Annotated in this window: 9 protein-coding genes; 2 read left to right on the forward strand and 7 right to left on the reverse strand. The window is 69.8% G+C overall.

What is annotated here, in order from left to right; all coding sequences use genetic code 11:
• Positions 1-33 precede the first annotated feature (33 nt).
• Together BLT25_RS07245 and BLT25_RS29770 are read right to left on the reverse strand one after the other, a co-directional pair.
• A complete protein-coding gene (locus BLT25_RS07245; protein ID WP_091043724.1) occupies positions 34-1,308 on the reverse strand; it encodes a cytochrome P450 in 1,275 nt (424 codons plus the stop codon).
• On the reverse strand, positions 1,295-1,600 hold the full coding sequence (locus BLT25_RS29770) for a hypothetical protein (protein ID WP_176883674.1): 306 nt from the start codon (positions 1,598-1,600) through the stop codon (positions 1,295-1,297). The genes BLT25_RS07245 and BLT25_RS29770 overlap by 14 nt, the downstream gene beginning before the upstream one ends.
• Positions 1,601-1,765: 165 nt before the next feature.
• Here BLT25_RS29770 and BLT25_RS07250 point away from each other — a divergent pair, with 165 nt between their 5' ends.
• The gene (locus BLT25_RS07250) at positions 1,766-2,968 is read left to right on the forward strand and encodes a sensor histidine kinase (RefSeq protein WP_176883675.1); all 1,203 of its coding nucleotides are present in this window, start codon (positions 1,766-1,768) and stop codon (positions 2,966-2,968) included.
• Positions 2,965-3,654: a response regulator transcription factor gene (locus tag BLT25_RS07255; RefSeq protein WP_091043727.1), complete on the forward strand. Its 690-nt coding sequence runs from the start codon at positions 2,965-2,967 to the stop codon at positions 3,652-3,654. The genes BLT25_RS07250 and BLT25_RS07255 overlap by 4 nt, the downstream gene beginning before the upstream one ends.
• A 133-nt stretch (positions 3,655-3,787) precedes the next feature.
• On the opposite strand, the gene BLT25_RS07260 is transcribed toward BLT25_RS07255, so the two are convergent.
• From BLT25_RS07260 to BLT25_RS07280, 5 genes are all read right to left on the reverse strand, one after another.
• Positions 3,788-5,872, reverse strand: coding sequence for a RecQ family ATP-dependent DNA helicase (locus tag BLT25_RS07260; protein ID WP_091044344.1), 2,085 nt, complete (start codon positions 5,870-5,872; stop codon positions 3,788-3,790).
• A 161-nt stretch (positions 5,873-6,033) separates the two neighbouring features.
• On the reverse strand, positions 6,034-7,668 hold the full coding sequence (locus BLT25_RS07265; RefSeq protein ID WP_091043730.1) for an ABC-F family ATP-binding cassette domain-containing protein: 1,635 nt from the start codon (positions 7,666-7,668) through the stop codon (positions 6,034-6,036).
• Between the two features lie 402 nt (positions 7,669-8,070).
• A complete protein-coding gene (locus BLT25_RS07270) occupies positions 8,071-9,741 on the reverse strand; it encodes a M4 family metallopeptidase (protein WP_091043731.1) in 1,671 nt (556 codons plus the stop codon).
• A gap of 162 nt (positions 9,742-9,903) precedes the next feature.
• Entirely contained in the window at positions 9,904-11,856 is a 1,953-nt protein-coding gene (locus tag BLT25_RS07275) for a M13 family metallopeptidase (RefSeq protein WP_091043734.1), read from the reverse strand.
• Positions 11,857-11,982: 126 nt separating this feature from the next.
• Positions 11,983-12,912, reverse strand: coding sequence for a DUF559 domain-containing protein (locus BLT25_RS07280; protein ID WP_091043737.1), 930 nt, complete (start codon positions 12,910-12,912; stop codon positions 11,983-11,985).
• Positions 12,913-12,962 lie beyond the last annotated feature (50 nt).

Below are 12,962 nucleotides of genomic sequence, written 5' to 3' on the forward strand. Positions count from 1 at the left end.
GCGGGTGCCTCAGTAGGAGTAGTACACCACGCCTCACAGGGTGACGGGCAGGGATGCGTAGCCGCGGAGGATGCGGGTGGGGCGGCGTACGGCTTCGCTTGTGACTCGCAGGTCGGGGAAGCGGTCGAGCAACATGCGGAGGCCGACGCGGGCTTCGAGGCGGGCGAGGCTGGCGCCGAGGCAGAAGTGGGCGCCGGCGGAGAAGGAGAGGTGCTGGTCGGCGTTCGGGCGGGTGATGTCGTACGTGTCGGGGTCGTCGAACACCGACGGGTCGCGGTTGGCGCCGCCGAGGACCACGGCGACAGCAGTGCCTCTGGCGACGTCCACACCACCGACGCGAGTCGCCGCATAGGCCTCGCGGACGGTGGCCATGACGGGCGGGTCCCAGCGCAGGGTCTCCTCGATGACCCCGTCGACGAGGGACGGATCGTGGAGGAGCAGGGCGCGCTGGGACGGGTGGGCGTCCAGGGCCGCGACCGCGTTCCCCAGCAGGTTGACGGTGGTCTCGAAGCCGGCCGCCAGCAACAACAGCCCGAGGGCGTGGAGCTCGACGTCGTCGAGGTCGCCGGCGATCACCAGGGCGCTGAGGAGGTCGTCGCCGGGGTCGGAGCGGAGGCGGCGTACGTGGTCCTCGAACCAGTGGTGCAGGGACCTCATCGCGGTCTCGACCTGGGAGTAGTCCCGCCAGGACAGCCCCGGGTCGAGGATGGCGGCGGCCTGGTCGCCCCAACGGAGGATGTCGGCACGATCCGCGGCGGGCACACCCAGGAGCTCGGCGATGACGGCGATCGGGAGCTTGGCGGCGTACTCCTCGATGATGTCGACCTGCCCCTCGCGCGGGTCGATCTCGTCGAGCAGGTCGCCGGCGACCGCGGTGACCATCTCCGCCATCGAGCTGATCCGGCGGGCGGTGAACGCCTTCGAGACGTGCTTGCGGTAGCGGGTGTGCAGGGGTGGGTCGACGGCGAGCATCGACGGCGGGTCGACCGGGCCCAGGACGTCGGGCGCGCTCACCTTGCCGAGCAGCCACCGCAGCGGCACCGGCAGCTCGCCCTGACCGTCACCGACGCCGAAGTCGCTGCTGCGCAGGATCTCGTTGGCGGCGGCGTACGAGACCGTGCCGGCCATGAACGGGTTCATGTGGATAGGGCCGCGCGCCCGCAGGCGCCGGTAGTCCGGCACCTCCTGCGTCCACATCAGCTCGGCGAGCGGGTCGCCACGCCTCGACGCGAAGCTCAGCACCGCACGGTTGATGCCCTGGGAGAGGGCCCAGCGGGCGTACGACCTCGGCAGCTCACGCCGACGCATCGGCCAGCTCCTCGCTGAACTCGTGGGTGCCGATCCGGCCCATGAGCGGCGCGAGGTCGGCCAGCAGGTCGGCGAAGGTCGCCTCGTAGTCCTCCTGCGAGAGCGTCGGGTCGAGCTGCGCCTGGAAGCGGATCCGCCACCGGTGGCGCAGGGCCTGGGCCAGACTCTCGGGAGTGCCGAACGCCTCGGCGTAGACCGGCGACCAGGGCAGCCGGCGAGCGAAACCGGCGCGCAGCTCCGCCTCCGCCTCGTTCAGCAGCCGGTAGCGTTCATGGGTCTGCGTCCACGTCATCGTCCTCACCGTCTCCGTTGTCGTCGGGATGGGAACGACGCTACGGACCGACCGCGCCTGGACACATCGGACGCTGGCAGGCACCTGCGCTCCTACCCTGGTAGGAGGCCGGCCGCCTGCCACGGTCGGATGCGACCCGGGTCACGTCTTCCTAGACTGAAGAGCATGAGTGTCCAGAGCCTGGCTCGCGGCTTGCGCGACTTCATGGACGGACGCGTACGCGGCAAGGGCCTCGACATCCCCTGGTGGGCGCCGCTGCTCTCGGCCGGCGCCCTGATCGGGGTGGTCACGGTGGCAGCGCTTCAGCGTGAGGCCACCGGGCCCGCGGTCATCGCCAGCCTGATCATCGTGATCCCGTCGCTGAGCCTCTTCTTCGTGCCGACCTCGAGCACCTGGCTCAAGCACAACCTGTGGGTCATCGACGCGGTGCCGACGCTCGCCGGGGCTGCCTGGCTGATGTCCCAGCCCGCGTCGGGGTTCTGGCCGCAGCACGACTTCGCGCCTGCCGTGCTGGTCCCGATCACCCTCGAGATGGTCATTCGCGAGGGCCTCCGCACCGGCACCCTCTACGGCATCGCCTCCGGGGTGGTGATGGGGGTCTTCGCCGCGGACACACCCAGCGGGATCGGGGTCCATTTCCTGCTGCTCTTCGTCGGCTGGGTCTGCGGGCTGATGATGCTCGCCCAGATGCGGGCGCTGCGCGCCGAACGGCTCGCCCGATCGCAGGAGCATGCTCGCGCGACCGAGGCCGAGCGCACCCGGATCGCGCGCGAGATCCACGACCTGGTCGGCCACTCGCTCTCGATCACGCTGCTGCATCTGACCGCGGCGCGACGCTCCGTCGCCGAGGGTGACGACCCCGACGAGGCCGTGTCCGCACTCACCGAGGCGGAGGCCGTCGGGCGCCGGGCGATGGCCGAGATCCGCCGTACGACGGGCCTGCTGACGACCTCCGGCGCCGGGACGGCGCCGCTCCCCGGAGCCGCGGACGTGGTCCGGCTCGTGGAGGAGGGCCGCAGCGCGGGGCAGTCGATCACCTTCTCGTCGTCCGGGGATCTCTCCCGGATCGACGCCGGCGTCGGGCTGGGCATCTACCGGATCCTGCAGGAGTCGCTCGCCAACGCCATCCGGCATGCTCCCGGGGCGCCGGTCTCGGTCTCGTTGGCGGTCGCCGACGGCGTACGTCTCTCCGTGCAGAACCCGCTCGTCGGCAGCCGGCGAGGGGTCGGCGAGGGGTCCGGGCTGGCCGGCATGGCGGCCCGAGCCGAGCAGCTCCGCGGCCGACTGTCGGCGGGAGCCGAGGAGTCGATGTGGAAGGTTGACCTGGTGATCCCACCGCACTGTCTCGTACGCAGGGCCCTGGCATGACCTCGGTCAAGGGCCCCGTCAACGGATCCGAGCCGATCCGGGTGATCGTGGTCGACGACCAGGAGCTCGTACGCAGCGGCCTGCGCCGCATCCTGCGACGGCGCGACGGGCTGGAGATCGTCGCCGAGTGCGCCGACGGCTCGGAGGTGGTCGCGGCCCTCGAGGCCAACCCCGCCGACGTGGTGGTGATGGATCTGCGGATGCGGCAGGTCGACGGGATCACCGCGACCGGCCTCGTGCGTGCCCTGCCGTCGGCGCCGCCGGTGCTGGTGCTGACCACGTTCGACGAGGACGAGCTCGTCTCCGGCGCCCTCCGCGCCGGGGCCGCCGGCTTCATGCTCAAGGACTCGCCCGCCGAGGAGCTGGTCATGGCCGTACGCTCCGTCGCACTCGGCGACGCCTGGCTCGACCCCGCGATCACCGGCCGTGTCCTGGCCACCTACCGCTCCGCCGTCGCGCCGGCGTCGAGCGCCGTCGAGGTCTCCGAGCTCACCGACCGCGAGCTCGAGGTCCTCCGCGGCCTCGCCTCCGGCTGGACCAACTCCGAGATCGCCGAACGGCTCGTCATCTCCGAGCTCACCGTCAAGTCCCACATCGGCCGCATCTTCGCCAAGCTCGACCTCCGCGACCGCGCCGCCGCCATCGTCTTCGCGTACGACCACGGCATCGTCCGGCCCGCCACCTGACCCCGCTGGTCGAGCCCGCGAGCGCAGCGAGCGGTGTCGAGACCAACACAGTCCCCTTGGCGCTCGATGGGACCGTGTTGGCCTCGACACGCCTCCGCCTAGCGGCTCCGGCGGCTCGACCAACAGGAGTGGTTCAGGTGGTGGTGGCGAGGACGAGGGGGTGGACGGTGGCGGCACCTGCGTCGAGGAGGGCTCGGGCGGCGAGGGTGACGGTCCAGCCGGTCGCGAGGCGGTCGTCGATGAGGAGTACGTCGGCACCGGGCGGGACGTCGGCGTGGAGGGAGAAACGGCGGCCGATGGCGGCGACGCGCTGGGCGGAGTTGGAGGCGCCCTGGCCGGGGCCGACATCTGGGTCGACGATGGCCCACGAGCCGAGGACGGGAACGCGGAGATAGCGGGAGAGGCCTTCGGCGAAGTCTCGGGTCAGGGTGGGGCGGGTCATCGACTCGACGTAGACGATGCCACCGACCCGAGGACGCCAGTCGCCCAGGACCTCGACGACCGCCTTCACCAGCGGCACCGGGACCGGGCCGTCCTGTGCGGGTTCGCGGAAGAGGTCGCGCAGCGCCTGGCCGTAGCCGAGGTCGGTCAGCCGCGCGACCGCGCGCCCCTCGAGCGGGCCGTCCTTGATCTTGCCCTTCAGCGAGATGCCGAGCCGGTCGAGGCCGGTGGGCCACATCTTCTTCGGCTCCACGACCACTCCGGGACGCGACAGCCGCGCCGAGGCCTCCTCGACCGCACCCTCGGAGACCGACGACGTCACCGCGAAGCCACCGCAGTTGTCGCACCGACCGCAGTCGACGGCACCGGGATCGTCGAGCTGCTCGCGCAGGAACCGCATCCGGCACTGGTCGGTCGAGATGTAGGCGAGCATCGCGTCCTGCTCGCGGCGCCTGGCCTGAGCGACGCGTTCATACCGCTCCGCGTCGTAGTCCCACGGGACACCGGTCGCCTCCCAGCCGCCGCCGACCCGGCGGGCGGCGCCGTCGACGTCGAGCACCTTGAGCATCTGCTCCAGGCGTGACCGGGACAGGTCGACGTACGTCTCCAACGCCTGCGTCGACAGGGCCCGGCCCGCCTCAGACAGAACCCCCAGGGTCTGCCGCACCTGCTCCTCGCGCGGGAACGCCAACGAGGCGAAGTAGGCCCAGATGTCGCGGTCCTCGATGCCGGGAAGCAGCACGACGGAGGCGTCGGAGGTGCCACGCCCGGCACGGCCGACCTGCTGGTAGTAGGAGACAGGCGAGGACGGCGCCCCCATGTTGACCACGAACCCGAGCGTCGCGTCGAAGCCCATCCCGAGCGCCGAGGTCGCGACCAGCGCCTTGACCTTCCCGGCGGCCAGCGACTCCTCCAGGTCGGCCCGCTCGGCGGCCTCCGTGCGCCCCGAGTAGGCGGCCACGTCATGACCGCGCGAGCGCAGATAGTCGGCGATCTCCTCGGTCGCGGCCACGGTCAGGCAGTAGACGATGCCCGAACCGGGCTGCTCGGAGAGATGGTCGGAGAGCCAGGCCAGGCGCTGCTCGGGAGTCTTCAGCGTGACCACCCCGAGCCGCAGCGACTCCCGGTCCAGCGATCCGCGAAGCACGAGGACCCCCTCGCCCATCTGCTCGGCGACGTCCGAGGTCACCCGAGAGTTGGCGGTCGCGGTCGTCGCGAGCACCGGGATCCCGTCGGGAAGATCGGCCAGCAACGTACGGATCCGGCGGTAGTCGGGCCGGAAGTCGTGCCCCCAGTCGGAGATGCAGTGGGCTTCGTCGACCACCAGCAGGCCGCACTCGGCAGCCAGCCGGGGCAGCACCGCGTCGCGGAACTTCGGGTTGTTGAGGCGCTCGGGGGAGACCAGCAGGACATCCACCTCACCGGCGTGGATGGCCTCCTCGATCGAGATCCAGTCCTCCGGGTTGGTCGAGTTGATCGTCACCGCCCTGATCCCCGCCCGCTGCGCCGCCGCGATCTGGTTGCGCATCAGCGCGAGCAACGGCGAGACGATCACGGTCGGCCCGAGACCGGCCTCGCGGAGCAGCAGCGTCGCCACGAAGTAGACCGCCGACTTCCCCCAACCGGTCTTCTGCACGACCAGTGCCCGGCGACGCTCGACGGCGAGCGCCGAGATCGCCGACCACTGGTCCTCACGCAGAGCCGCATCCGGGCGCCCCACCAGGGCGCGCAGATGCGCCTCAGCGCGGGCACGTACGTCGTCGGCCGGATCAGTCATGACCACAGGTCTATCAGGGACCTCCGACATCCGAGCCTGCTCCACCGCGAGGAACGAGCGGCGGAGCAACGCGAGGAGGTCGAGCGAGCCCTTCGACAAGCTCAGGAGGGTCCGCAGCGGGTGAGCCCGCGAACCCGCGAAGCGGGTCGGGACCCAGTCGCCTATGAGTCGGCATGCCCCAACGCCAACCTCGGCCAGCCGGCGAGATCACTCAGCATCTGACGATCGTGAGTGGCCACCACGACCGCAGCGGAGGTCGCGCGCAGCGCGGCCGTCAGCTCGTCGACCAAGCCGGCCGAGAGATGGTTGGTCGGCTCGTCCAGGATCAGCAGCTGTGGGAGCGAGGCGAGCCGCAACGCCAGCTCGAGCCGCCGCTGCTGCCCTTGGGACAACCGCGAAGCAGGCGTACGCCGCGCCTCCGCGTCCACCAGACCGGTCGACCGGAGCGAGGGGATCGCCCGCTCCGGCACCAACCCGGCGGTGACCAGCTGCCCACAGTGCCCGGCGTAGATCTCCGCCGCAGTCAGACCGGGGGACCACGCCGGCTCCTCCTGACCGACGAGCGCGACCCGCACCCCCGACGAGGTCCGGACCGACCCCGCGACCGGCGCGAGCAGTCCGCCCAGCACCTGCAGCAACGTCGACTTGCCGGCACCGTTCGGCCCGGTGATCAGCAGCCGGTCACCGGCGGCGATCTCCAAGGAGACGGGTCCGCCCAGACGATCCGGCACCGACACCTCGTCACAACGCAGCAGCGTGCCGGCCCCCGGCGAGAGCGTCGGGAAGCCGAGCGACATCGGCGGCTCCGGCACGGAGATGCGGTGCGCTTCGAGTGCCGCGAGGTCACGGTTGAAGGAACGCACCAACCCGGGTGCGCGGGTCTGTCGCTGGTGCTTCCCGGTCCCCTTGGGCGGGCGCCAACCGGTGCTCAGCCGGTCCCGCGCCACCGAGACCGAGTCCTGCAGCCGCCGATGCTCCTCCTGCTGAGCCGCGTAGTCCTGCTCCCAGCGTTCCCGGTCGCGGCGCCGGCCGTCCTGCCAGCCCTGGTAGCCACCGGCGTACGTCCTGGGCCGGCCGTCCTCGCTCGGATCCAGGTCGAGGAACTCCTCGCCGACCTCGCGCAGCAGCGCGCGGTCGTGAGAGACGAGCGCGACGCCGCCGGCATGAGCTCGGACCTTCTCGGTCAGAAACGCGAGTCCGGACGCGTCGAGATGGTTGGTCGGCTCGTCGAGCACGAGGAGATCGTGGTGCGCCCCGAGCAGACAGGCCAGCCGCACCCGGTAGCGCTGCCCGACCGACAGCGTCGCCAGCTCTCGCCCGTGATCGGTGCACGCACCGAGCGCCTCCAGGGCGATCTGGACCCGGCGATCGGCGTCCCAGGCATCCAGCGTGGTCGCACGCTCCAGCGCGGCGGCGTACGTCCCGTCGGCGTCCGTCGGATCCTCCGACAGGGCCTCCGCCGCGGAGTCGAGAGCGCGGAGCGCGTCGTGCGACTCGGCCAGAGCGGCAGAGGTGAGGGTGCCGACGGTGTCCCCGGGACGTACGTCCAGAGCCTGCTGCGCGACACCGAGACTGCCATGCCGCTGAACGCAGCCGGAGTCGGGTTCGAGCAGCCCGGCAAGGACATGGAGCAGCGTGGTCTTGCCGCGGCCGTTCTCGCCGACGATGGCCAGCCGGGACCGCTGGGCGGCGGAGACGGTCAGGGAGACGCCGCGCAGGACGGGGCGACCGCCCCGGGTGACGGAGATGTCCTCGGCGCGCAGGTGGGCAGAGGTGTGGTGGGTCTGTACAGACACGAAAGTGAACTTCCAGCTCGCGTACGGGAGCCGGGAGCGCGAGAGCGGCTACCCGGCATGGCCGGACAGCGGCGTGAGTATGCCTCGCAGCGCCGCCGTCAGGCGACGGGGCGAAGGCGCATGTAGGCGATACCTGGGTGCATGCCTCCAGGGTAGACAGCGACCACCCGTCCACGCGAACCGTTATTCACCCGAGCGCAGAAAGACAACACCGAGCCGGCGCTGTTGGTCCTCCCCCACGGGGACCCGCAGAACCGGCCCGGCGTGTCCAGTATGCGTCCTATCGCCGTACCGGCATAACCACACGCCCGAATTCGTACTTTAGTTACCCAAAGCGGTCGACGGCGCCGCCTCCGGTAGGAAACGACGCCGTCGAGCCACTCTGTTGTCGGTGTGGCGAGATCAGCTCACGGAGACCGCGGTCCACGTCGCCTCGACGGCCGCGACCTCCGGGCTGGAGGCACCGTAGAGGTCCGAGGCCGCCTGCACCGTCGCGTCGCGCGCGCCGGCGTAGTCGGTGGTCGAGGTGAAGTAGGTCGAGTTGGCCCGGAACCAGATCTGCTCAGCCTTGTCGCGACCGATCCCGGCGATCGTCGAGCCGTCACAGGTCGTGCTCGAGTGCTCGACCCCACCGATGGTCTTCGTGCCCGAGCCCTCGGAGAGCAGGTAGAAGAAGTGGTTGCCGACACCGCTGGAGTAGTGGACGTCCAGGTCGCCGGTCGAGGAGGACCAGCAGTTGACCGAGCTGCCGTCGAAGGACGGGTTGTCCATCCGGCGCAGCGGGTCGCCGCCATCGAGGATGAAGGACTCACCGATCAGGTAGTCGCCCTGGTCCTCGGCGTTGTCCGCGTAGAACTCGACCGCCGTCCCGAAGATGTCCGAGGTGGACTCGTTGAGCCCACCGGACTCACCGGAGTACTCGAGGCCAGAGGTGTTCTCGGTGACGCCGTGCGTCATCTCGTGGCCCGCGACGTCCAGCGAGACGAGCGGCCCGTAGCCGACACCGTCGCCGTCGCCGTACGTCATCTTCTCGCCGTCCCAGAAGGCGTTGACGTAGTCGTTGCCGTAGTGGACCCGGTTGTAGGAGCCCGAGCCGTCGCCGAAGATGCCGTCGCGGGCGTGGACGTTCTTGAAGTAGTCCCAGGTGACGTTGGTGCCGTACTGCGCGTCGGCCGCCGCGGTCGCCCGGTCGTCGTTGGAGCCGTTGCCGAAGGTCGTGGTCGGGCTCGTGACCACCGTCCCGGCCGCGCACCCGAACCCGAGGAGCTGGCACAGCAGGCTGTCCTCGGCGTTGTTCATGTCGGTCGTGTAGGTGCCGCCACGGGTCTCGTCACGCAGCTCGTACGTCGAGCCGTTCTGCTTCACCTGCAGCGGGATGGTCCCGGAGTAGAGGGTGTTGCCCTCGCCGTCGATCGTGTGGATGCCCTCGACCCGGCGCAGCACCTTGCCGCTGTCCGCGTCGACGTAGGTCGCGAGGCGCGAGGGGGTGCCGTCGGCCTGCTTGCCCTTGGTGGTCACCCGCCACGCCAGCGTCGGGGTGCCGTCGACCGCGTCGACGACGAGCTCGGGCGCGTACTTCTTGTCCGCCTGGAGCTTGGTGATCGTCTTGGTGACGGCGTCCAGGGTCAGCGCGGCCTTGGTGGCCACGGTCTCGGTGACGGCCGGCTTCACCGAGAGGTCGAGCACCTTGGTCAGCCCCTGGGAGACCGAGGTCACGGTGCCGGCCTTGCTCTGGTGGGCGACCAGGTCGCCGCCGACGACCTCGAGGCCCTCGTACGTCCGGTTCATCCGGACGTGGGTGGCACCGTTGGTGTCCTTCAGGGTCACCACGGGCTCGAGCTCCTGGCCCGCGCCGACCTTCCACGTCGACGGCTTGCTGGTCAGCGCGCGGATCGCCTTGTCGGCGATCGACTCGTCGTCGACGACCTTCTGGGCAGCCAGTGTTTCCGGCGTGATGGCGGAGGCGGAGTCGGCAGGGGTGGCGCCGGCTGGGCTTCCGAAGGACGCGATGAAGGCGGTTCCTGCAACGGCGACAGCGGTGGTGGCACCGGCCGCTCGAACGAATCTACGCATGGGGGTTCTCCTCGAGATCAGGACCAGGATCGGACCGGATCCTTCCACCGGATCGAGGCATGCGACCGAACAATTTCCTGCAATGCAGCTTTATGAACCGGTCGTCCCGCGTAACTCGTTTACGTCGTTATCGAATATTAACCAAACGCACCCCTGGGTATGTCACCAGATGCGTACGCGCTCCTCCGGATCGAGCCAGAGTCCGTCGCCCTCCGAGGTGCCGAAAACCTCGTGGAACTCGTCCAGGTTCCGCGCGATGTTGGCACGGAACTCCGGCGGGCTGTGCGGGTCGATCGTGAGGTACTGCTGCGCCTGCTCCTTGCGTCGCACCGTACGCCACACGTAGGCCCAGTTGAGGAAGAGCCGCTGCCGGTCGCCGACGCCCGCGGAACCGCCGGTCGCGAGCATGTAGGCGGTGTGCGCGATCGTCAGGCCACCCAGGTCACCGATGTTCTCGCCGACGGTCAGCGCGCCGTTGACGAACTCGCCCGGCAGGTCCCGCGGCGACAGCTGGGAGTACTGCTCGATGAGCGCCTTCGTCTTCACCTCGAAGGCCGCCTTGTCCTCCGGCGACCACCAGTCCTGCATGTTGCCGTCGCCGTCGAACTGGGCACCCTGGTCGTCGAAGCCGTGCCCGACCTCGTGGCCGATGACCGCGCCGATGCCGCCGTAGTTCTCCGCCGGGTGGGCGTCCTTGTCGAAGAAGGGCCGCTGCAGGATGCCGGCCGGGAAGCAGATCTCGTTGGTGCCGGGGTTGTAGTAGGCGTTGACCGTCTGCGGCAGCATGAACCACTCGTCGCGGTCCACCGGTCCGCCGAGCTTGCCGAGCTGCCGGTCGGTCTCGAAGACCGAGGCGGCCGAGACGTTGCCGATCAGGTCGTCCTTGGAGATGGTCAGCGCCGAGTAGTCGCGCCACTTCGACGGGTAGCCGATCTTCGGCGTGAACTTGTCGAGCTTCTCGTAGGCCTTCTCCTTGGTCTCCTCGCCCATCCAGTCGAGCTCGGAGATCGACTTGCGGTAGGCCTCCAGGAGGTTGTGGACGAGCTCGTCCATCTGGGCCTTCGCCTCGGGCGGGAAGTGGCGCGCGGCGTACTCCTTGCCGACCGCCTCCCCGATCGCACCCTCGACGATCGCGACCCCGCGCTTCCAGCGTTCGCGCAGCTCAGGGGTGCCGTTGAGGGTGCGGCCGTAGAAGTCGAAGTTGGTCTCGACGAAGTCGTCGGTCAGGTAGGGCGCCGCCCAGCGCAGCACGTGGAAGTAGAGCCACGACTTCCAGTCGTCGATGTCGACCTCGCCGAGCACGGTCGAGAGGTGGGCGAAGAACGACGGCTGCCGCACGACCACCTCACCGAGCACCGCCTCGGTGGTCAGCTTCGAGCCGGAGAGGTTGCGGACGTACGCATCCCAGTTGAAGTTGGGGGCCAGCTCGCGCAGCTCGGCGAGGGTCAGCAGGTTGTAGGTCTTCTGCTTGTCGCGGGTCTCCTCGCGCGCCCAGTGGCCCTCGGCCAGGCGGGTGTCGATCCGGATGATCGTCTCGGCGGCCGCACGCGGGTCGGGGTGCTCGGCGAGCTCGTAGAGGCGGGTCAGGTAGTCGGCGTACTTCCCCAGCACCTCGGCGAACTTCTCGTCGAAGTAGTAGTCCTTGTCGGGGAGGCCGAGACCGCCCTGGAGAAGGTTGAAGATGTAGCGGTCGGAGGCCTTGTCGTCGTTGTCGACGTAGGAGCCGAACAGCCCGTGACCGCCGATCCGCTCGACCTCACCCAGGAACGCTGCCAGGTCGTCCGCGTCGCGGAGCCCGTCCACGGCTGCCCTCAGGCCATCGAGCGGACGTACGCCCCGCGCGGCCACGCCGGCCTCGTCCATGAAGCTCGCGAAGAGGTCACCGATCTTCTGGGCGTCGCTGCCCGGCTCGCCGCCGGATGCCGCGAGCTCCTCGATGATCGCGCGCACGTCCTTCTCGGCCTGGTCGGCCAGCATCACGAACGGCCCCCAGCTGGACCGGTCGGAGGGAATCTCGACCTCCCGAAGCCAGGTGCCGTTGACGAACCCGAACAGGTCGTCCTGCGGCCGAATGCTGTCGTCCATGCCCGGGCGGGCGTCATCAAGGATCGTCACGCCCCCAGCGTAGATGCGTGGCCCCAAGCCGGTCTGCAACAACCCCGCATATGTGGGGTTGTTGCGCTGGGTTGGAGAGGATCTGGCGTGAAAGTCCCGCACGTGCACGGTTCTGGCACGGCCGCGTCAGGACCAGCTGGGGAAGTGGGCACGCCAAGCGTCGGAGAGGATCTCCGGGACGCCGGGCTCGCCGCGGAGACGCAGGACCCGGTGGATCCGTTCGAGTGTGCGGCCGGGCGACCTGTAGATGTCCTTCCCGACGAAGACCATGATGCGCCACTGGTCGTCGTCGATCGCTTCGCGCCGCTCGAGATCGGCCTCCCACTGCTCGACGCGCTCGACGTGCTGGCGGCCGTCGTACTCGAGGATCGTCCTCGAGCGACGGTAGGAGAGGTCGTACTTCCGGCGCTCGACCTCGTCGCCGACCAGCAGGTTGACCTCGGGTTCAGGGAGCCCGGCGAGGACGATCAGCAGCCGGAGCCGGGTCTCCATCGGCGAGTCCACCCCGTCGCGTACGTAGCCGGCGGCCATCCGCGCCAGCGCAGCACCGGAACCGGAGGAGACCGCACAGAACGCCCTCAGCGTCTCCAGGTCGACGAGCCCCTTGCGCACCATATGGTCTCCGACGATCACCAGGTCGACCAGGCTCAGCTGGGTGGCCAGCTCGACGAAGACCTGCTGCGGCGCGGAGATGCGGACGCCCGAGATCTCGTTGACCCAGCCTCTCCTGGTCAGGTGGCAGGCGACCTCCCTGCGACTGCGACGCCGGCGCCGCTCGACAACGGTCACATGCTCGCCCGGAAGTGTCGGGATCGGCAGGCCCAACACCCTCGCGGCTGTCGCATGACTCGCCCACGCCTTCTCACCGAACGGCATCAGCACGGCCTCGGCGATGAGCAGCGGCGTCACCTCGACCGTCGCCGCAACGTAGATGCCGTGCAGCAAACGCTTGTAGGCAGCTGTTCGCAGGTCGCTGATGTTCCCCTGCGCGGCCGCCCACGCGCGCGTGAATGGCCGCTTCGGGTCGAACGCGACGGAATCCTGATCCTCAGTCATTCATCAACCATGTGCGGCTCGCACCGCGGCGTCGCGCCCAAAATTGCAGC

The organism is Nocardioides sp. YR527, assembly GCF_900101045.1.
In the GTDB taxonomy this organism is placed as follows: Bacteria; Actinomycetota; Actinomycetes; order Propionibacteriales; family Nocardioidaceae; genus Nocardioides.